This window comes from Gordonia sp. 852002-10350_SCH5691597 (assembly GCF_001665715.1).
In the GTDB taxonomy this organism is placed as follows: Bacteria; Actinomycetota; Actinomycetes; order Mycobacteriales; family Mycobacteriaceae; genus Gordonia; species Gordonia sputi.
The window spans coordinates 14,943-35,893 of the sequence record NZ_LZMO01000295.1 but is presented as its reverse complement, the minus strand read 5'-3'; the positions used below and the strand labels follow the sequence as shown (position 1 = coordinate 35,893).

Here is a 20,951-nt window from a genome sequence, read left to right as displayed (position 1 = left end):
TTGAGTTGCCTACGCAGAGTTGCGGGGAAGGCGGGCAGGTGTGCTGCCAGTGCGGGCGACGACGGCGCGCCACCCGGAATGCGAAATCCCTTGCGGTCCCACGGTTGTGTGGCGTCGGGGTTGTCTTTGATCCAGGCACGCGCTGCGTCGAACATCTCTTCCCGGGTGGAGACGACCTCGTCGATCACCCCGACCTGTAACGCCTTGCGCGGCTTCATCCGCTGCCCTTGGCCGACCACGTTGAGCATCGCGTCGACAACTCCGAGCATGCGCACGACGCGCGTCACGCCGCCGGCGCCGGGCAGTACCCCGAACGTGACCTCGGGGAGGCCGAGCAGACTTCCTCTGGCGTCCAGGGCAATTCGACGATGCGCCGCCAACGCGACCTCGAATCCGCCTCCGAGTGCTGTGCCGTTGATCGCCGCGACCACGGGCCTGCCGAGGGTTTCGAGTCGGCGGAACGTCTCCTTGTAGTGGTCGAGTCCCGCCGAGATGGCTTCGATGTCATCGGGCCCGGCGGTCATCAGCAGGTTGAGGTCGCCGCCGGCGAAGAACGTGTCCTTGCCCGACGCGATGATCACGCCGGTGATCGAATCCTTCTCACGCTCAAGGCGTTCGACGACGCTCCGCAGAGCCGCGGCCATGTCGTCGGTCATCGTGTTGGTCGACTGGGTCTTGTCGTCGATGGTGACCGTGACGATGCGGTCCGCATCGACGTCCCAACCGATGATGCCGGACGTGTGAGTGGTGAAGTCGGTCAAGGGTTTCGCCTTCGTGAGTGTGTGAATCAGATCGCTGGCCGAGCTAGAGAGTGCAGAGTCAGAGGCTGCGCGCGATGAGGTCTTTCATGACCTCGTTGGCTCCCGCGTAGATCTTCGCGATGCGCCCGTCGACGAAGAGCCGCGCGATCGGGTACTCCTCCATGTAGCCGTAGCCGCCGTGCAACTGTAGGCAGCGGTCGACGACCTGCGTCTGCTGCTCCGAACACCACAGCTTGATCATGGCGGCGCCCTTGACGTCGAGTTCGCCGCGCACGTGCTTGTCGATGGCATCGTTGACGAAGGCGCGCATCACCTCGACGGTGGTGGCGATGTCGGCGAGCTCGAAGCGCGTATTCTGCAGTGCGAAAAGCGGTTTACCGAAGGCGTGACGCTCACGCACATACTCGAGCGTAAGCTCGTACGCTGCCTCGACAACGCCGAGCGCAGCGACGCCGACGATCAGCCGCTCCTGCGGGAGTTGCTGCATCAGTTGGACGAAGCCGGTGCCCTCCGTGCCGCCGAGCAGATGTGTCGCGGGCACGCGGAGGCCGTCGAAGAAGAGCTCTGTGGTGTCCTGGCCCTTCTGGCCGATCTTCTTGAGCTTGCGTCCACGCTCGAAACCCGGTGGGTTGTCGCCGACTTCGGCGACCAGCAGTGAGACGCCCTTGGCGCCGAGCTCCGGGTCGGTCTTGGCCGCGATGATCAGCAGGTCACATGTGGCGCCGTTGGAGATGAAAGTCTTTGCGCCCGTGATGACGTACTCGTCGCCGTCCCGCACCGCACGGGTGCTGATGGCCTGCAGATCCGACCCGGTACCGGGCTCGGTCATGGCGATGGCACCGATCCACTCACCCGAGACGAGCTTGGGAATCCACCGCTTCTTCTGTTCCTCGTTCGCGTACGAGAGCAGGTAGTGGGGAACGATCCCGGAGTGCACGCCGAGTTGCATGGAGAGGTCTGCCCCGCGGGCCTGCTCGCGGAAGAGTACGGCCTCGTGCGCGAATGTTGCTCCGCCACCGCCATATTCCTCGGGGATCGACATACCGAGCAGACCGAGTTCGCCCGCGCGACGGTAGAGCGCACGGTCGGGTTGACCGGCCGCAGCGAACTCCTCGTGGCGCGGCGCAACCTCTTTGGTGAAGAACTCGCGGGCGAGCGCGGTGAGGTCGGCGAGTTCGGTTGTCAGATCGTTTGTCATCGTGGTCTGCCTTCGTGGTGCTGGTCGGGAGCGCGTTCAGCGCTGATAGAGCGCGTCGATCTCGTCGGCATACTTTTTGGCGATCGGCGAACGCTTCAGCTTCATCGTGGGCGTGAGTTCGTCGCCACCCGGAGCCCAGTACGTCGGCAGCACCTGCCACGCGCGGATGTGTTCGACGCGACTGAGCCGCGAATTGGCCTGTGCTACTGCGTCTTCAATGGCGCCCAGGATCGTCGGGTGTAGTGCGAGCACTTCTGGTCGGGCGTCGACGATGCCTGCCTTCTGCGCGATTGCGACCACCGCATCGGGGTCGAGGGTGATCAGGGCCGACACGTACGGGCGGTTGTCGCCAATAGCGACGACGCTGCCGATCAGTGGACTGGCCGCAGTGAGCGCGCCCTCGATGTTCGACGGTGACATGTTCTTTCCGCCGGAGTTGATGATCAACTCCTTCTTCCTATCGACGATCGTCAGGAAGCCGTCAGCGTCGAGAGTCCCGATGTCACCGGTGTGCACCCAGCCGTCGGCGTCGAGTGTCTGGACGGTGCGTTCCGGGTCGTTGCGGTAGCCGCGCATCACACCGCCGCCGCGCACCATGACCTCACCGTCGGACGCGAGTGTCACCTCGGTGCCCGGAATGGCCGTACCGACGCTTCCGTACCGCGGTCGGGCGACCGGGTTGACCGTGGTGACCGCGGACGTCTCCGACATGCCCCACGCCTCCATCACCGGAATGCCCAGTGCGAGCATGAATTCCAGCGCCGCGACGTCGACCGGCGCGGCACCGGAGACTGCGGCGACGAGCGAGTCCATGCCGAGCTTTGCACGTAGCTTCGACAGCACAAGCTTGTCGGCGATCGCAGCGGCGACGGTATCGCGCAGGCCGAGTCGCCGCCCGCCGACCGTCGCCGCAGCCTTCTTCTTGCCTGCTGCGAGAGCCCACGCGGCCAGTGCGCCTTTGATTCCCGGCTCGGCGTCGAGCGTCGTCTCGATGCTGCCCTTGATCTTGTACCAGAGCATCGGAACGGCGACGAAGAACGTCGGATGAACCTCGCCAAGAGCCTCGACGAGTTGCTTGGTGTTGGCGAGGTCGGTGACCGTGATGCCGAAGTACATGGGCGCGTACTGGCAGATCCACCGGTTGATGAGGTGTGCGTCTGGCAGGTACGAGATGACGCGGCCGTCGGAGAGGTCGCCGATCACATCGGTGATCACCTCGAGTTGGTAGAGCAGGTTGGCGTGCGTGAGTTCGACGCCCTTGGGGTTGCCGGTGGTGCCGCTCGTGTAGATCAGCGTGAGCACGTCCGAGCGTTCAACCTGCTTGTAGGCGGCGTCGAAGTCGAAGTCGGCCGGTGCGGGCGCGGCGATCAGTTCGGCGAGTGTGGTCACGCCCGCCGTGCCGTTCGGCGCGTCGACGACCACGACGTCTGCTGAGCCGTCACCCGCCTCGACGATCCTCTCGAGGAATTGCGTCTCGGTGATCACGACCGACGGCTCGGCGTTGTGGAAGAGGTAAGCGATCTGCGGGGCGGCGTTGGTGTTGTAGACCGAGAACGTCACGGCGCCGAGGTGCATCGCCGCGGCGTCGACGATGTGGAACTCGGGTCGGTTGGTGAGCATGATGCCGACGGTGTCGCCGCGCGTGACCCCGAGGGCGGCGAGTCCCGCGGCCACCGCACGTACGCGCTGACCGTACTGCGCCCAGGTCAACGACGTCGCGCCGTCAGCGGTGCGAATGGCCACCTGATCTGCATGGTCGACCACACGCCGCTGAAAATGCGTGCACAGGGTGTCTTGCTTCGGGGTACCGGTCATCGTCGTCCTCACTCTATTGGCGTCGCGCCAATAATCATCGAGGCTCATTGGCGGGATGTCAATAAGCAGGTCGACGCTGCGGTGGCCCTGCCTCGCGTCGCGGTGTAGACCGATCTCATGCAGACACCACGCGCCGGATCGTCACGCGACTACGACACCGTCGTCGTCGGCGCGGGAATCGCCGGTTTGACCACCGCCCGACTACTCGCAGGCGCGGGCAGGCGGGTCACCGTCCTCGAAGCCCGCGACCGAATCGGCGGACGCGTGCACAGCGATCGATCGGGTGACACAGTGACCGATCGTGGCGCCTCGTGGATTCACGGGATCAACGACGCCCCGCTGCACGCCGTCACCGAGGCCTTCGGCATGCGCACCGTCGAATTCACGGTCGGCAGCTACCAACCCGACAGTCGGCCGATCGCCTATTACGACCCCGACGGCAGACGACTCGACGACGACGCCGTTGCCGCCTTCGCTGCCGACGTCCATGCCTTCGACGACGCATTGCCGATGTTCGTCGCAAAGATCGGCGCCGGAGTGTCGTATGGCGAGGCGACGGAAGCGGCGCTCACAGCTCTCGGTTGGGATGAGGCACGCGCGCAACGTGTTCGGGAGTTTGCACGCCACCGCACCGAGGAGCAGTACGGCGTGTGGATCGACGAGCTCGATGCCCACGGACTCGACGATGACGAGACTGACGGCGACGAAGTCGTGTTTCCCGACGGCTACGACCAGCTCGCCACCCACCTGGCAGACGGCCTCTCGGTGACGCTCAATCGCGCTGTCGCCCACATCCGTTGGGATGAGGACGGCGTCACCGTGATCGATGCCGCTGACGAGGAGACGTCAGCCGCACGCGTCGTCGTGACGGTACCCGTCGGTGTGCTCAAATCCGGCACGCTTTCCTTTGATCCGCCCCTATCGGAACCTGTTGCGGGAGCATTGGATCGGCTGGAGATGAACGCTTTCGAGAAGGTGTTCCTGCGGTTCGGGTCGAGGTTCTGGGATGACGGGGTGTATGCGATTCGCCGACAGGGACCGGCCGCCCAGTGGTGGCACTCGTGGTACGACCTCTCGGCCCTTCACGGCGCGCCGACGCTACTCACCTTTGCCGCCGGCCCTTGTGCCCGCGCGGTGCGCGAGTGGAGCGACGAGGAGATCGCGACGTCGGTCCTGGATTCGCTGCGCGAGATCTATGGCGACGTGGTGCCCGAGCCGACTCGCATCGACGTAACCCGTTGGCAGGATGACCCTTTCGCGCACGGGTCCTACGCGTACATGACCGTCGGCTCGACCACCGCCGACCACGACGTGCTGGCGACACCGGTGGGCGGGGGCGTCGTGCATCTGGCGGGCGAGGCCACGTGGACCGACGACCCGGCAACGGTCACCGCGGCTCTCGAGTCGGGACGCAGAGCGGCGTCGAACATTCTCGGGCGCGACGTGCAGGTAGCCGAACTATGGTCGCGCTGAATACCTCTCAGTGATCTGACGGCAGGTCGACGTGGATGGCCACGCGCACTTCGTCGTCGACCTTGAGCGCACCCATCATCATCGAGTACGGCTTCAGCCCGAAGTCGCGGTGGGAGACTGTGGTTTCGATTGTGGCGGTGCGCTTCCCGTCGACATCGGCCACCTCGACGGCGAGCGGATGCTGACGTTGCTTGCCGTTGATCGACAGCGTCCCGTCCAGTCGATAGCCCGCCTCGATGGTCGCGATAGACGCGGCGTCGTAGGTGATCGTCGGCGACTTCGACGCGTTGAGCGACTTGAGTGCATTGGTTCTGGCGAGGGACTTTTCCGGTCCGGTCAGCGGCGTGACCCCGCCCTCACCCGAGACGACGGTCAGCGAGTCCACGTCGACCGAGGCGGACACGTCGGACGGCACGCCGTCGCTGAGGGTGACCGTCGCCGACCACTGCTGCATCTCGATGGTTAAACGATGGCCTGTTCGCGATGCCGGACCGGTCACACCGGTGTGAAGGGTCAGCGTCCCGTTGGCCGGGCCGAATTGCCATGATTCCTGCGCCATTGCGCCTCCTCGAGTGTCGACGACCACCCTAGGCGCTTGCACTGTGCCAAGGTTCTTGCACTGTGCCAAGGTTGTCGATGTGACTGCATCGGAAAGCCAGGGAGTCGTGCGCGGGACGGCATCCGGATTCGACGCGTGGCTCGTGACGACGCCGCACGCCACCGCAGCGATCTCGATCTTCGGTGGGCAGGTGCTGTCCTACCGTCCGACGGAAGCCGACGACGTGCTGTGGGTGTCGCCCCTGGCCGCGACGCCGCCGACGCCCATACGTGGTGGCATTCCCATCTGCTGGCCGTACTTCGGGAAGGAGAACCAGACCGGCGACGTCCCGTCGCATGGTTACGCACGCACCGCGACATGGCAGGTCGTGGACACCGACATCCTTGCCGACGATGTGACTCAGCTGCGGCTCGCACCCCTGGGACTCGAGCGACTCACGCTGCGCCTGGAACTGACCGTGCGCGTGGGCGCGACGCTGGAGATAGGTGTGCGCACCACCAATCTCTCCGACGAGCCCGCGATTCTGACCGAGGCGCTGCACAACTACCTGCGGGTCTCGGATGCCACCGACGTGCACGTGGAGGGACTCTCGGGCAAGTCGTACGAGGACAAGTTCGACGACCTGCAGGTGAAGACGCAGGACGGCGACTGGCGCCTTCCCGACGACGTGCCGCGCAGCGACCGGCTCTACCCCGATGCGGGTGGAACCTACCGGCTGGTCGACCCGGGTTTTGGCCGGACCATCCGCGTGACCGGCGATCGCGCGCGGACCGCCGTCGTGTGGAACCCGGGAGCCGACGTCGCCTCCGACATGGCCGACGTCGGGCCGCACTGGCGCGAGTTCGTGTGCGTCGAGACGGCCAACGCCGGTCCGGATCTGATCACAGTCGCTGCGGGCGCGACCGTCGAGATGTGGCAGACGATCGCCCTGGAGTGAGGCTTTAGCTCTACGGCACCACGACTGCACGTCCACGCAGGTCGTTGGCCGCGAGCTTGCGGTACGCCGCAACGCCATCGTCGAGACTGAACCGCTCCACCGCGACGTCGAGGACGCCGTCGCGCGCGAGGTCGAGGACCTCGATCAGCTCCGCGCGGGCGCCCCAGTAGGGCGTGCGGACCGACACCTCGTAGGGCTGTGACCAGAAGCCGACACTCGCCGCAGCCTTGCCGTCGCCGAGTCCGACAATCGTGACGTCGCCCATCGTGCCGACGACACCCATCGCCGTATTGATCGTCGGCTGATATCCGACGAAGTCGAAAACGGCTGTTGCGCCGTCTTTTCCGGTGATCTTGCGGACGTTCTCGACGGCATCGGCGTCGCTCAGTACTGCCTCGTGCGCACCGACCTGCTTGGCGAAGTCGAGCTTCTCCTGCGTGACGTCGAGGGCGATGACCCGCGCGGGGGTGAGGTGCCGCAACATCTGGATGGCGACGTGCCCCAAGCCGCCCGAGCCGATCACGACGGCGGTCGAGCCGCCGAGAAGCTTGCTCAACGACGGCTTGATCGCGTGGTAGGGCGTGAGGCCGGCGTCGGTGAGGGGCACCGTGGTGACGGGATCGAGGTCGCCGATGGGAACGAGGTGCCGCGGGTCGTCGACGACGACGTACTCGGCCATGGCGCCGTCGTGTCCCAGGCCGGGCGGCGTGATCTGCAGGTCGGCTGCCCGCGAGCAGTAGTTCTCGAGGCCCTGCGAACAGAAGTGGCACACTCCGCAACCCCACGGCCCGTAGATGGCGACCGCCGTACCCTCACTGACCGTCGAAACCCCTTGTCCCAGTTCGGCGATCACACCGACACCCTCGTGGCCGAGGGTCATCGGGAGCGGGTAAGGGAATGCGCCTTCCGGCGCGTTCAACACGAAGTCGTCGGAGTGGCACGCGCCAGCCGCGGTGACCTTGACGAGAACCTGACCTGGACCCGGCGTGGGCTTCGGAACGTCGCGGAGCTCGGGTTCGGCTCCGGATTTGACCATCTGGACGGCCTTCATCGGTGAACTGCCTTTCGGATCGGTGTACTCCCCGACCCCTCCCTGACCTCAGGTCTACTCTTCCATCACGAACTGTGCATATAAGGGGTGGCCGCACGGCGTGCGGGGCTCGTCGCGGGAGCGAGCACTCCGAGCGGACACGCGGCCAGCCGAGCGCGATCGCGCGTCGCCGAACTCATCGACCACCGACTGCGCAGCCACGCGGTCACTGCCACGGCCGTGCCTCTGCGCGCTCGGCCTGCCCGCACCACGACGTCACCGCGCTGGCGATGTAGTCGCACGATGCCCTGTCCGAGAACAACTTCGACGTGATCGACGGTGCGGGCAGCCCGCCGCTCATTGTCAGGTGATACCAACTGTCGGCGCACACCTGGCCGAACCAGTGCTTGAAGATGACCGGTTCCGTCGGCTCGATTCCCGGGGTGCAGACCACCAGGACGCGGTCGACGTCGGTGTCGAGCACGAGGTCGGTCAACGAGGAGACCACGACGTTGCGCAGTGCCCGCGTGGGGCGGGCCAGCGTGTCGAGTCCGAAGCGCGACGTCGACCTCCTGATCGAACCTCCGTCGACCAGGATCAATCCGATCCGGGACTCCGGTGACGGCTCGGCGTCGACGTGCACTCCGTTGTCGCGCAATGCCGCTGCGATGTCGGGGTTGATCGGCCCGAACGTACGGACGGCGACGTGGTGACGCGAGAGTCGCGCGGCACGTTCCATCGCGATGGTCATGAGATCTCCTCCTGGTCTGCGGTACAGCGTGATGTGGGATGAGTTGCGGATCGCGCGGGTCATCGGCGTGCCATTCTCGGGAATCGACGGCGTCGCGGTGGGATGGAGTCGTAAACGCGCTGCCAGATGAGCTCGTGCTCAACAGGATTGATCACTCCTCGCTCCAATAGCCGGTCAGCGGAACGCAGTTCGGCAAGAGTGTCGGCGATCGACTTGGGAGTCGGCATTCCCGCGGGGACGTCGTATCCCGGAATGGTGGTCAGGTCGATGGTGCGTACGGCGCCGGGCAGCGTTCCCGCGGTGCGTCGCGCGACCACACCCGAAACCACCAACACGGCGGTGGCCACTACGAGGACCGTCGTACCCGACGCGCCGAGGGAACTGAGACCGACGGCCACGGCCAGCCACGCGACGAGGCCCCAGACCGGCCAGCCGCGCCAGAGGCGCAGACGTCGACGCTGCATCGAACTGATTCCGGGTGGGAAGACAACCAGGCGGTAGCGGCACACGCCGTAGCGACCGGCGCCCGCGCTGAACGATCCCCACACCGCGGGGCCCTCGGCGAGCCGGTCGATGATCGCGGAACCCGTTGTTTCCGTGCCCCATCGCCCCGTACTCACTCGCCCCCTACCCGATCGCCCCGTACCCAATCGATCGGAGCCGTGTGAACTCATCGTCGTCATTCCGATAGTGCTACGCCGCGCGATCGGCGTCGGGAAGTGTCTTGACTGGTCTTTGACGAGACTTTGACGCGGCGTCGACGGCCTTGACGCGAAGCTGACAGTCGAGATGCTGACAGTCGGGTTGCTGGCGGTCGGGTTGCTGGCGGTGGGCACGCGTGAGACCGCCCCGGAGTCGTCGAGTGACGCCGGGGCGGTCGGGGGGATTGTTGACGGGCGGGTTGCTGACGGGTGGAGTGCGGATTATCCGGCGACCCGGTTGAAGGGGTCGTGTTCGGCGATGAGCTTGTCGACGCGGGCTTCGTCGATGCGAGCGCGGACCGTGGTCAGTTCTTGGCGGTCGCGGACGACCTTCGCGAGCGTGAAGGTGCTGGAGGTGAGGAACAACAGCGTGATGGCGAGGAATCCACGCTGCCAGGGGTCGATCGGAAGGTAGAGGATGCCGACACACGCGGTGGCAAGGCTGACGGCGAAGGCGATGGCTGCCTGGAGGAAGAAGGCGGCGGTGGTGGCGGTCTGAGGAATTTCGTTGGAGGACGACATGTGACAACGGTCGCAGCAGCGGTAGGCGCAGCGGATGCGCAGAACTACGCAGTTGCCCTGAGTGTTCTGGCGTCTGGGTGTTCTGGGTCGTCTGAGTGTTCTGGGTCGTCAGGAGCCTGGGCGGTCAGGAGTCGGCCGCGTCGAGTGCGGCGCGGAGTGTCCGCACCACGCCGTTGTCGGTGTTCGATGGCGCGACGTAGCGCGCGGCGTCGAGGATGTCGCGGTGCGCGTTGGCAACCGCGTACGACCAGTCGGCGGTGCCGAGCATCCCGAGGTCGTTGAGGTAGTCACCGAAGACCATTGTCTGCGCCGGACTGATTCCGAGCCGACTCTGCACTGCCCGAACGGCTTGCGACTTGTCGACGCCGCGCGTCATCACGTCGAGCCAATGTTGCCCGGACACAACCACTTCGGCGTCGATCTGCAGTGCCGAGATCGCGGGGGCGGTGGAGTCTTCGATTCCGTCGAAGTCGTAGACCGCCACCTTGACCAGTTCGGCATCGATGGTGGCGAGGTCGTCGACGACGGTGTTCGCGTAGTAGTAGGGACGGATCTGTTCGAGGAACCGCTCATCGGACCGCTCGACGTAGGCGATCTCCGGGCTGCACAGCACGACTCCGATGTCGGCGCCGTCGGACTGCAGCGCCCGTGCGCGGGTGAGGACCGCGTCGGCGGTACTCGGGGCAAGCGGTTGTGACCGCAGGATCTCGTTCTGCCGCGCCACCACCGCACCGTTCTCGGCGATCACGATCAGCCCGGGTATCGCCTCCCCGAACTGGTGCAGCAGGGTCGCGGCCTGCCGTCCGCTGGCCGGACTGAACACGATGTCGCGGCTGGTCAGCTCGTCGAGCAGCGGCCAGAGGTCGTCGGGGATGTGCTTGGCGTCGTCGAGCAGGGTGCCGTCGAGGTCGGTGACGACGAGGCGCAGGTCGGCGGGGACGGGCGGAATCGTGGTGGACATCGTGCTCCATTGTGGCAGTTCGGTGTTGTCACAGTCAGGGACCGCGAATCCGGGCGGAACATTCTGTGGGTCCGGCCGCATCCAATCGGTACTTGCTCACGAGAAGCCACCGAGAGGAACCCGAGAACGTGAAGACCACAACGCTCCGCGCATCCGCCATCCGACGCATCATGCTTGCCCTCCTCGCGGGGATCGCGGCACTCCTTGCCACCGCGGGGGTCGCGTCGACCGCCCACGCCGATACCGATGGGCGCTACCCGTCGCTACCGATGCGCGGCGTCGACGGCGGCACGGGACCGGTCAAGGGCAGCAACTTCAGCGCGTCCGATCGTCCGTACGTCATCTCCGACGACTTCGCGGGCATCGAGTACACCTTCGGCATTCCCGGTGACTGGTCGTGCGGCGCCGGATCATCGGCTGTCTCGGCCACCGGCGAGGCAACATGTTTCGAGGAGAACACCTCGAAGACGACTGCGGCCGGCGGCCTGGTGGCCTACCAGAAGTGCGCCGCGACGCGGTGCACCACCACCGACGTCAAGCGCGTCACCTCTCAGGTGCGTGTGGACAGCGAATCGTGGCGATCCGTCGACGACACCACCTGGTACGCCGAGCAATCCGGCAGCATCAACGGTGTTCGCAAGGTTCGCGTCGCAGTCGCTCACGTGTTCCACACCGCCGACGGCGAGGCCGGCATCGCCTTCGCCCAGCTCGACGGCCCGCCGTCCAAGCGCGGCGAACTCCTCAAGATCATCAACAGCATTCGCGCCAACACTCCGCGATAACACCGCCGACGCCGAGCCCCGGCCTCCCCTGCGGGAGGTCGGGGCTTGGGGCCGTCACATCCGCGCGTACCGCACAGCTACATCCGCGCGTACCGCGCAGCTACATCCGCGCGTACCGCGCCATGACGAAGCAGTAGATGCCATACGCAGCAAGGCCTATCGCCGCCAGCACCAAGAAGAACTGTCCGGCCGGCCATCCCGCAACGGTTTTCACCGCACCGTCGATTCCGGTGGCTTTCGACGGGTCGGCCGTGATCGCCGCGACGATCACCAGAACTCCCGCTCCGACCAGTACAAGTCCTTTTGCCGTGTATCCCACGATGCCAGTGGCATTCACGACGGGATTGCTGTCGATGGTCAGATCGTCGAAGAACGACCTCGTCACACCCTTGTAGATGTGGTAAGCGCCGACAGCGATGATGACGATTCCGGCCACGACGAGCACGAACTTTCCGAAGCCCGAACCCATCAATCGCGCGCTCATGCCGGCGTTCTGCTGGCCACTCGACTGGCCGTGTCCCACAGCGAATTGCGCTGCCGTCCAGGCGAATGCGAAATAGACAACCGCGAGTGCACCCGCCTTCGCCCGGTCGAGCCAACCGTTGTCGTCGTCGGCCTTCGGATTGGCCGGGTGCGGACCGAGGATGACTTCGGCGATACGCCACAGCGCCATCGCCACGAAGGCGATCACCGCGAGCCACAAGGCAATTCGTCCACCGGCTGACGACGCGAAGATTCCCAGCGCCCCGGACTGGTCGGCGTTGCCCGCCTCGCCGAACGCGAGCCGCAGCACGATGTACGCGATCAACAGGTGCAGCAGACCGCTCACCACGTGCCCGCCGCGCGCAAGCGCCTCAAACCAACCGGAGTCTGTCGCTTCTCGGACGGCCTGCTTACCCGTATGTGTAGGGATGATGATCGCCGCCCGTCAGTAATTCAGTCGATTCCCGAGTCAGCCGACCCGCGTCCACGAGGAATCCTAACGCGTCGACCGGGGTGGTTTTCACCGCACGGTAAAACCGGCAAAACACCCGGATCGACGGGATGGATGCATCACGCCGAGAGATGCTCGTGCACGACGAGCGGACGCGGTGAGGCCGCGAGGTCGAAGACCACTGTCTCGCGCTCGCTGAGTTCCGTTCCGTCATCGAGAGTCGTCGACACCCGGTGGGTCGCGATGGCAACATCGCCGACGATGAGCACATCGCGCTCGGTACTGACGCACTTCTCGACGCGCCATCCCTCCGAACGCCAACCACGCCACAGCGTCCGGTACTCTTCGACGCCGAGCGCAACCCCCGGAGTGTCCGGGAACACGAATCGTGCTGCCGGGGAGCAACATCCGAAGTAGGCGGCCTCGTCGTTGGAGGCGAACGCGGCAACGAGGTGGTCGAGCGCAGCCAAGGCGCGGGTGGACGTGTTGTCAGTGGGCGACATGCGAGCTCCTGTTGCTGAATGGTCGATCAAGAAACTGATGCGCGTTCACGGAATGAGAACCGTGCGAAGGCCCGTGGCGGCACGCAGATCTTCGAGTGCCACGTTGACCTCACCGAGCGGTCGCGTGACTCCGACGGCCTTGATGTCGACGGCGAGTTCGCCTCGGGCAACACCGCGGAGGGTCAATCGTTCGACGGCGAGCGGCTCACCGGCTCCGCGCAGCACCGCGGCATGTGTGTACATGTCAGTACCCTCAATCGTCGTGTTGTTCACCAGTTCTGCGGTCATCGATTGGCCGCCAGAACCGAAAGCAGCTCGTAGGCAACGTGTGCGGCGGCGATGCCGGTGATCTCGGCATGGTCGTACGAGGGTGACACCTCGACGATGTCTGCTCCCACCACCTGTAGACCTGCCAGTGCGCGCAGCGTGTGGAGCAGTTCGCGCGACGTCAGTCCGCCGGCTTCCGGCGTTCCCGTCCCCGGCGCATGCGCAGGGTCGAGGACATCGATATCGACGGAGACATAGACCGGCCCGCCCGCCAGCCGACGACGCATTCGTTCGATGATGCTCCGCGTTCCGTCGACCTCGTAGTCATCGGTGCGGATGATCGAAAAGCCAAGCCGCGAGTCATCTTCGAGATCGTGTCGACTGTAGAGCGGTCCGCGAATGCCGATGTGTAGGGACCGCTCGAGGTCGATCAGCCCCTCTTCTGATGCACGACGGAACGGAGTGCCGTGGGTATAGGGCGCGCCGAAGTAGGTGTCCCAGGTGTCGAGGTGGGCGTCGAAGTGCAGCACGGCAATAGGCTGTCCGTGCAACTTTCGCATCGCGCGCAGCATGGGTAGTGCGATGGTGTGATCGCCCCCGAGGATCAGCGGCGACGCACCGTCCTCGCCCAGCGCGGTGACCGAGGTGTCGATCGTGGCGATCGCGTCCTCGATATCGAACGGGTTGACTGCGAGGTCTCCCCTGTCGACCACCTGCTGCGCCGCAAACGGCGATACGTCCATCGCGGGGTTGTAGGGCCGCAACAGCTTTGACGACGCTCGGATGTGAGCGGGTCCGAAGCGTGCTCCGGGCCGATAGCTCACGCCCGTGTCGAACGGGATGCCCAGGATGTTGACGTCAGCGTCGTCGACCTGGTCGAATCGCGGAAGGCGGGCGAACGTGCCCGGCTCGGTGTACCGCGGCACCCGCGCGGCGTCGACCTGTCCGACGACTCCACCATCGGTCGTGATGAAACCCGCTGTCGCGGAGAAGCTCTGCTCCATCGATCCTGCCTGATCCATCAGTGTTGTTCTTTCTCTTCGACGGCGAGCTCGGCACGAATCTCGCCGGTGTCGCGTGGATCTGTGACCTCTGGGTGCGCTGCCATCAGGCTGATCTCCCTGCTTCGATCCTGGCCACGAGAGAACAGCACGTACGCAAGGCCGGAGACCGCGAGTCCGACGACGAACGCGATGTCGACCCCGCCCAGCGCCGTGGCGACCGGTCCGACGAAGAAGGGCAGATCCATGAACGGGATCTCCGCGGCGATGCCGATGAGGAAGGCGAGGATGCCGCGCCACGGCCATGTGCCGTACACGCCGTGCGGTGTGAAGAGGTCGGCGATCACGTAGTGGCCGCGCCGGATGAAGAAGTAGTCGGTGAGGTTGACCGCCGTCCACGGGACCAGCAGGTACAGCATGATCAGCAGCGCGGTGTTCAACGATTCGGTGGCGTCGGTGAGCGCGAGACCCAGTACGAGCCAGATTACCGTCAGTCCGACGATGGTCACCACGCGCAGCCGTCGGGTCGGGGTGATCGGGCGGATGGAGTCGATGGCCGTGACCACGGTCAGCATTCCGCTGTAGGCATTGAGGCCCATCGTGGCGACGAGCACTGCCGCAGCGACGAGCGCGAGCACTCCACCGAGTCCGCTGACAACCTGGTTGCCGCCCGCGTAGATGCCCGAAAGTGCATCGGTGGCACCGAGATAGGTTGCGAGGTACGCGCCGAGCGGAATCAACCAGGCCGGTGAGGCGGAGGCACCGATGAACACCGACGCGATGATCGACGACGGCTTGGTGTCGCGCGGGAGGTACCGACTGTAATCGGAAACGTAAGGCGCATAGGTGATGTTGTACGATGCCGCGACCGAGAACTGCACGAGGAAAGCCACAAGGGTGAAGCCACCCGCCCCCGACGGACCGATCGAGCCATGCACACCGCCTGCGAAGATTCCGATGGTCAGGATGGTCCACAGCGGCAGCGATACCCAGAACAGAATACGAAATGACTTGTGCAGCAGATCGTGTCCAAAGATGGCCACGGCCGCCGCGACGAGCGAGATCACCACGGCGACGAGCACGGAGTTCCATCCGAAGATCGACTCGAGTCCCGCCTTGATGATCACGGTATCGACGACATTGAAGCCGACGAACGTGAACAACGTGCCGATCAGGGGCAGCAGCACGCCGCGGTATCCGAACTGCGCGCGTGATTGAATCATCTGTGGCAAACCGAGAACCGGGCCCTGCGTCGCGTGGAACGCCATGAACAGTGTGCCGAAGGCGATGCCGGACAGACCCGCGACGATCGTCCACCACAGCGACAAGCCCATTGCGGGACCGACGAATCCCAGCGCGAGTGTGAAGGGCTGGAAGTTCCCGACGAACCAGAAGGGCCCCTGCTGGGAGACCTTTCCATGGCGCTCGCTGTCTGGGACGTAGTCGATCGAGCGCGTTTCTATGGCGGTCGCGCGACCGGCGGAGTCGCTCGCCGCGGTCGGGCTTGAAGATGCCGTCATCTCGGATGTCCTTGCTGTGGGTGTGACCTGGGTTACGCGCCGTTGCGGTTCGTCCAGAGTGCGCCCGCGATGACCTGCATGAACATCGTCAAACTGTCCAAAGCGTCTATTACCATTGGATGATATGTACAACAGCGGTCTGCGTCACCGGCTGTCGACAGGAGCGCCATGATCACTATTGCCGACGCCGTGGCAGCCCCTGAGCTGGGCTTACGCGTCGTGAGCGGGCACGACCGACTCGACGTACCGATCACCTCGGCGCATGTCTCCGAGCTGGTGACGCCGCACGAATGGTTGCGTGGTGGTGAGCTGCTGATGACCGTCGGACTGCTGCTGGAGATGGACGAAACCAGCTGTATCGCGTATCTGGAGAACTGCCGGGCGGGAGGCGTCGCCGCCGTCGCACTCGGCCTCGGGGCTCAACTGCCGTACCAGGAATGTCCCCCGCCGTTGCGCCGCGCCGCGGATCTCGTCGGGGTTCCCCTCCTCGAGGTACCCGGGGACGTGCCGTTCATCGCTGTCACCAAGTGGGTGTTCGCGACCATGGCCGAACAGGAACGTCGAGACCTCGAGGCCGCGATGAGCGCAAATCGTCGACTCACACAGGTCGCCACGGCGTCGACTCCACTGGCAGCTCTGCTCGACGTGTGGGCCGAGATCAGCGATGCCGACTGTGTGGTGACCGACGGCGTCGGACGCGTGCTGGCACGCACTCCCGGTACATCGGAGGAGACCACTCACGAGGCAACGGACATCCTGCACAAGGCAATCGAGAAATCGGCCGGCTCGTTGACCGGGTGGTCGCTGCACGGCCGGTTCGAGATACACACTGTCGGAGACCACGTTCCGTTGGCCTACGTGATACTCGGTGCACAGATGAATCCCGTTGCGCGACACTCGTCGACGGTGCTCGTCTCGCTGCTCGCACTGGAAGTCGAGCGTCGGCACGTCGCCACGCAACCCGAACGGCAGCGTCGTGCATCGGTTTTCGGACAACTCATGCGTTCTGCCATCAAGCCCGCGCATGCGCAGCAACTCGCCGAGAGTGTGGGTTGGAAGTCGACGTTCGTGCAGGTAGCGGTGATCAAACCCGACCCGGCCAACACTGACGCGTTGGTGTACCGATTGCGAACATCGTTGTCGCCCGGACTGATTCGTGTGCACGGCGGAATGGTCGAGATCGCTCACCCGGAGTCTGATCAGCTCATCGGCACGATCAGTGCGCTCGCACCGGGGCTTGCAGTCGGGGTCGGCACCGCGGTGCGGGTAGACGCGCTGGCCGTATCCGCGACACAGGCGCGCTCGCTGGTGCTCGTCAGCGAACAGGTCGGCCGAGTCGTCAGCGCCGCGGAGGGCGACACAGTGCAGCTTCTGCTCGGCCTGGCCGCGCCGCGAGTGCTGCGGGGCTTCGCTGACTCCGTGCTCGCGCCGCTCGACCAGCTCGACGGCCACGAGCGCATCGACCTGCTGCGCACGCTCGAAGAATGGCTGCGCGTCAACGGCGCCTGGGACCCTGCCGCCGCGCGGCTATCGTTGCACCGCAACACCGTTCGCAATCGCATCGCCCGGATCTCCACGCTCACCGGACGTCACATGGACAACGGCGACGACCGCATGGAGCTCTGGCTGGCCCTCAAGGCTCGGGCTGCCGCACCGCGCGGGTGACGTGGACCGTTATAGCTCCGACAGGGAGCCGACCGTCGAAACCAACTGATCACGAAGAGCGTCGACGACGAGTCCGATCTCGTCTCCGCTGCGCGCGACTCCGACGAGTCCGCGATAGTTCGCGACTCACACCCGAACAGCTCCCCTTCGCCGTGAGAAACGAACCCTGATCAGCGACAAGGACCCCCTATTCCCGCTCTTGACGGGCGGCGTACGCAGAAACGACTATTGACCTGTCTATACGTCTGTGTAAGAGTGGGCGTACAAATTATTCGTAGGTAGTTGCGCTCTTTCACCTACATATCGCAACTCAAGCGGCCAATGAAGCCCGCAGCACAGAGGCGATGCGCCCCTCCTGAGCATCGTCGCTCAGCTCCTGCCTTCACACTAGGAACGCCTGATGACAGATACACCAGCCGCAACAGCCGTCGGCCCGTCCGCGGACGACGACGGCAACCCTCTGCACAGCGGATCGATGAAGGTTCGACACCTCGTGGTCTTCGTCATCGGAGCTGCATTGCCGTTAACCGTTCTGGTCGGCTTCGCTCCTCTGGGACTCGGAGCCGCGGGGGCATCGTTTCCGCTGGCTTACCTGGTGCCGGGCCTCATATACCTACTCTTTGCTGTGGGCTATACGGCAATGAGCAGACATTTCCGAGGATCCGGAGCCTTCTATGCCTATATTTCCCAGGGATTCACTCGGACTGTGGGAGCTGGAGCGGCATTACTGGCTTACGTCGGCTATCTGGGCGGCCAGATCGGTTTTGTGCTGGCATGCGGCGTCTTCCTGTCCGCGACAGTCAGTTCCATTGCCGGATTGACACCTCCGATCTATGTCTGCGCGCTGATCGTGTCGGTGGTCGTGGCAATTATCGCTTACCGGAAGGTCGATTTTGGAGCTCGAATCCTTCTCGCGCTCATGGCTCTTGAGCTGGGAACCCTCGCGGTCTTCTGCGTGGCAGTTCTGGCTCGCGGCGGGCACGAAGGTATCTCACTGGCCGGAATAACACTCGGCTCGGTCTTCTCCAGTGGTGTCGCAGGCGCCTTCCTGCTCACATTCACGTCATTTATCGGATTCGAGCAAACAGCGGTGTACAGCGATGAGTGCGTCGAACCCGCGAAAACGATCTCACGGGCGACATACATCGCTGTTGCCGCTTTGACTTTCATCTATACATTCTGCGCATGGGTTATCGTGCAGGCTATCGGAATCAGCAGAATTGGCGACGTTCTTTCGGGCGATCCATCAGCATTGGTATTCACGCTCAACAGTGAGTTTGCCGGCGCCACCATGACCGAAGTAATGCGCCTGTTGATTGTCACGAGCTTCTTTGCCGGGTGCCTCGCACTGCATAACGTGTGCACTCGCTACTTGTTCGCGATGGGGAGAACCGGGGTTGTGCCCTCAGTTCTCGGCCGCGTCTCACCGACAACCATGACCCCCAGTGTTGCCGGTGTCGTCCAGTGCCTGTTGGTATCGGGCGTTCTGCTTGCCTTTGCTTTTACACCTACGGACGCATACACACAGGTCGTGGTGTGGACTACGAGCCCCACGATCTTGACAGTTCTTGTCCTCCAGGTACTGACGTCGATCGCCGTTGTGAGATTCTTCCGACGCAACAACTACGGCGAATCCCGATGGAATCGGGTTGTGGCACCCACTGTTTCGGCGATAGTTCTCGCCATGGTCACTGTTGTCCTCATTGCAAACATGGGACAGCTCACCGGACTTGGCACAGCAGGTAACGCATTGATCTTTGTGCCGCTGGTCGCGGCCGCCGGCGTCGGGCTGACCCGAGGGTTCATTCTGACACGTAAGCACCGCTGCCGCAGGTCCGCCGACCAGTGACCACGACATCTACCGATGCCGACATGAGATCACCTGACGTGTAAACCGGATGAGCTCAGAACAGAAAGAGGAAGGTGAGTATGGACAAGCTGCAGGCGTGGTCACAACCCGGAGGACTCATTGAGCGACCGGGTCAGTACTCCGGAGCATGTGAATTATGGTGCTACACCGACAAGTTCAGCTATCTGAGTGGCGAGAACGTCTCGATCATGGTCTACGCCAACACCGATGAATACGACGTGGAGATCATCCGGGACGGCGCTCGCCCCGCGACGGTTTTTACTCAAACGGGACTTCCCGGCAGACAACACCCGACGCCGGCTGATGCGTATGCGGTGGGGTGCGGCTGGCCGGAATCGCTGTCGGTCGTCGTCGATTCCGAGTGGGAGTCCGGCTTCTATCTCGTCATTCTGAGAGCACGGCATCGCGGACGTGTGGTCGAGAGCGAGGGCTTCTTCATCGTTCGATCGTCAACGCCCGCCGACGCTGACTTCGTGCTGATTCACACGACGAGCACGATGCTGGCGTACAACGATTGGGGCGGGGCGAATCACTATCGCGGGGTGGTGAACGATGAGGGCGACGACCTGCCCAGTCCGATGTCGTCTACCCGACGTCCCGTCGCACGGGGAATGCTGCGGAAACCGGCCGGCGCGCCCCGCAACGTACATACCGACTGCCCCGAACCCCGATGGATTCCCAGACACCCCGCCTACGAATGGGCTTGGCTCAATGGCTATTCCCGCCACCACGCCGATTCGTTCTGGGCTACGTACGAACGACCGTTCACCGTCTGGGCCGAGGAACAGGGCTACACCTTTCATCATGTGACCCAGCATGATCTGCACGGGGATTCCGACGCGCTGGCAGGCTACTCGTGCGCAGTTATCGCCGGGCACGACGAGTACTGGACATGGGAAATGCGCGATCGAATCGACGCATTCGTCGATGGCGGCGGGGGCCTCGCAAGGTTCGGTGGGAACTTTCTGTGGCAGGTGCGCCTTGATCTCGACGCAGGCACCCAAATCTGCTTCAAAGATCCGGCGGCCGACCCGATGCTCACGGTTGATCCGACGCGGGTGACCACGGCGTGGGACTGGCCGAAGATCAACCGGCCAGGGGCACACACGATGGGGCTCACTGGCAACGCCGGAATCTATTCGCGCTTCGGTGCCACAACCCCTCGCTCGAGTGGCGGGTTCACGGTCTACCGGCCGGACCATTGGGCACTGAAGGGCACGGATCTCTACTACGGCGACGTTTTCGGTGCAGCCCCGATCGTCGTATTCGGTTTCGAGGTGGACGGCGTCGACTACACCTTTCGGAAAGGATTGCCGTACGCTACCGGCGCCGACGGAGCCAGCCGTGACCTTCAGATCATTGCGATGGCGCCCGCCGTTCGCGGTTCGCGCGACCTGTGGAACGGCGCCGTCGCCATCGGTGCGCCTCTCGATGAAGCAGAAGAACTCGCTCACGCGATGTTCGACGGAGACACTCCAGATCATCTTGATACCGAGTTCGGATCCGGCATGATTGCCGAATACTCCAGGGGCGCCGGCACGGTCTTCAATGCTGGCTCGGCGGAATGGGTCAGTGGACTGATGCGCCACGACGGCTTCACCGAACGAATCACCCGCAATGTACTCGACCGGTTGAGTTCGCCGGCAGCACAACACAAGTGCCGCGAACAGCGGTGACCGGTTGCGGCATCTACTTCTGAAC

Annotated in this window: 20 protein-coding genes; 6 read left to right on the top strand and 14 right to left on the bottom strand. The window is 64.4% G+C overall.

What is annotated here, in order from left to right:
- From A5777_RS22430 to A5777_RS22420, 3 genes are all read right to left on the bottom strand, one after another.
- Positions 1–761, bottom strand: a 761-nt coding sequence (locus A5777_RS22430) for an enoyl-CoA hydratase/isomerase family protein (RefSeq protein WP_197502448.1), incomplete at its 3' end; no start/stop codon positions are given.
- A 58-nt stretch (positions 762–819) separates the two neighbouring features.
- Positions 820–1,959 (bottom strand): acyl-CoA dehydrogenase family protein, encoded by a 1,140-nt coding sequence (locus A5777_RS22425; RefSeq protein WP_005203386.1) that lies wholly within the window; start codon positions 1,957–1,959, stop codon positions 820–822.
- A 36-nt stretch (positions 1,960–1,995) separates the two neighbouring features.
- Positions 1,996–3,774, bottom strand: coding sequence for an AMP-dependent synthetase/ligase (locus tag A5777_RS22420; protein ID WP_064864718.1), 1,779 nt, complete (start codon positions 3,772–3,774; stop codon positions 1,996–1,998).
- Between the two features lie 117 nt (positions 3,775–3,891).
- Here A5777_RS22420 and A5777_RS22415 point away from each other — a divergent pair, with 117 nt between their 5' ends.
- Positions 3,892–5,247: a flavin monoamine oxidase family protein gene (locus tag A5777_RS22415; RefSeq protein ID WP_064864716.1), complete on the top strand. Its 1,356-nt coding sequence runs from the start codon at positions 3,892–3,894 to the stop codon at positions 5,245–5,247.
- A 7-nt stretch (positions 5,248–5,254) separates the two neighbouring features.
- On the opposite strand, the gene A5777_RS22410 is transcribed toward A5777_RS22415, so the two are convergent.
- The gene (locus A5777_RS22410) at positions 5,255–5,806 is read right to left on the bottom strand and encodes a YceI family protein (protein ID WP_064864715.1); all 552 of its coding nucleotides are present in this window, start codon (positions 5,804–5,806) and stop codon (positions 5,255–5,257) included.
- Between the two features lie 79 nt (positions 5,807–5,885).
- Here A5777_RS22410 and A5777_RS22405 point away from each other — a divergent pair, with 79 nt between their 5' ends.
- A complete protein-coding gene (locus A5777_RS22405) occupies positions 5,886–6,743 on the top strand; it encodes a D-hexose-6-phosphate mutarotase (protein ID WP_064864713.1) in 858 nt (285 codons plus the stop codon).
- A gap of 10 nt (positions 6,744–6,753) precedes the next feature.
- On the opposite strand, the gene A5777_RS22400 is transcribed toward A5777_RS22405, so the two are convergent.
- The 5 genes from A5777_RS22400 to A5777_RS22380 form a co-directional block, all read right to left on the bottom strand.
- Positions 6,754–7,794, bottom strand: a complete 1,041-nt coding sequence (locus tag A5777_RS22400; RefSeq protein ID WP_064864711.1) for an NAD(P)-dependent alcohol dehydrogenase — start codon at positions 7,792–7,794, stop codon at positions 6,754–6,756.
- Positions 7,795–7,999: 205 nt separating this feature from the next.
- Positions 8,000–8,524, bottom strand: coding sequence for a hypothetical protein (locus A5777_RS22395; RefSeq protein ID WP_156529465.1), 525 nt, complete (start codon positions 8,522–8,524; stop codon positions 8,000–8,002).
- Positions 8,525–8,583: 59 nt separating this feature from the next.
- Positions 8,584–9,144 carry a DUF6611 family protein gene (locus tag A5777_RS22390; RefSeq protein WP_231895171.1) on the bottom strand — a complete coding sequence of 187 codons (561 nt, stop codon included), beginning with the start codon at positions 9,142–9,144 and terminating at the stop codon, positions 8,584–8,586.
- A gap of 303 nt (positions 9,145–9,447) precedes the next feature.
- Positions 9,448–9,747, bottom strand: coding sequence for a YiaA/YiaB family inner membrane protein (locus A5777_RS22385; protein ID WP_064864707.1), 300 nt, complete (start codon positions 9,745–9,747; stop codon positions 9,448–9,450).
- 124 nt (positions 9,748–9,871) lie between these two features.
- Positions 9,872–10,708: a Cof-type HAD-IIB family hydrolase gene (locus A5777_RS22380; RefSeq protein WP_064864724.1), complete on the bottom strand. Its 837-nt coding sequence runs from the start codon at positions 10,706–10,708 to the stop codon at positions 9,872–9,874.
- A 128-nt stretch (positions 10,709–10,836) separates the two neighbouring features.
- Here A5777_RS22380 and A5777_RS22375 point away from each other — a divergent pair, with 128 nt between their 5' ends.
- Complete coding sequence (locus tag A5777_RS22375; RefSeq protein ID WP_064864705.1) at positions 10,837–11,490, top strand: hypothetical protein; 654 nt, start codon at positions 10,837–10,839, stop codon at positions 11,488–11,490.
- Between the two features lie 100 nt (positions 11,491–11,590).
- Here the strand turns inward: A5777_RS22375 and A5777_RS22370 are convergent, their stop codons facing one another.
- The 5 genes from A5777_RS22370 to A5777_RS22350 form a co-directional block, all read right to left on the bottom strand.
- On the bottom strand, positions 11,591–12,322 hold the full coding sequence (locus A5777_RS22370) for a DUF1206 domain-containing protein (RefSeq protein WP_064864703.1): 732 nt from the start codon (positions 12,320–12,322) through the stop codon (positions 11,591–11,593).
- A gap of 221 nt (positions 12,323–12,543) precedes the next feature.
- Positions 12,544–12,927, bottom strand: coding sequence for a nuclear transport factor 2 family protein (locus tag A5777_RS22365; RefSeq protein ID WP_064864701.1), 384 nt, complete (start codon positions 12,925–12,927; stop codon positions 12,544–12,546).
- Between the two features lie 45 nt (positions 12,928–12,972).
- Complete coding sequence (locus A5777_RS25125) at positions 12,973–13,170, bottom strand: hypothetical protein (RefSeq protein WP_197502447.1); 198 nt, start codon at positions 13,168–13,170, stop codon at positions 12,973–12,975.
- Positions 13,171–13,211: 41 nt separating this feature from the next.
- A complete protein-coding gene (gene speB / locus A5777_RS22355) occupies positions 13,212–14,198 on the bottom strand; it encodes an agmatinase (RefSeq protein WP_064864722.1) in 987 nt (328 codons plus the stop codon).
- A gap of 17 nt (positions 14,199–14,215) precedes the next feature.
- The gene (locus A5777_RS22350; protein ID WP_064864697.1) at positions 14,216–15,715 is read right to left on the bottom strand and encodes a purine-cytosine permease family protein; all 1,500 of its coding nucleotides are present in this window, start codon (positions 15,713–15,715) and stop codon (positions 14,216–14,218) included.
- Positions 15,716–15,883: 168 nt separating this feature from the next.
- On the opposite strand from A5777_RS22350, the gene A5777_RS22345 reads away from it, so the two are divergent.
- From A5777_RS22345 to A5777_RS22335, 3 genes are all read left to right on the top strand, one after another.
- Positions 15,884–17,380 carry a PucR family transcriptional regulator gene (locus A5777_RS22345; protein WP_064864694.1) on the top strand — a complete coding sequence of 499 codons (1,497 nt, stop codon included), beginning with the start codon at positions 15,884–15,886 and terminating at the stop codon, positions 17,378–17,380.
- Between the two features lie 400 nt (positions 17,381–17,780).
- Positions 17,781–19,229 (top strand): APC family permease, encoded by a 1,449-nt coding sequence (locus A5777_RS22340; RefSeq protein ID WP_064864692.1) that lies wholly within the window; start codon positions 17,781–17,783, stop codon positions 19,227–19,229.
- A gap of 80 nt (positions 19,230–19,309) precedes the next feature.
- A complete protein-coding gene (locus tag A5777_RS22335) occupies positions 19,310–20,926 on the top strand; it encodes a N,N-dimethylformamidase beta subunit family domain-containing protein (RefSeq protein WP_064864690.1) in 1,617 nt (538 codons plus the stop codon).
- Positions 20,927–20,951 lie beyond the last annotated feature (25 nt).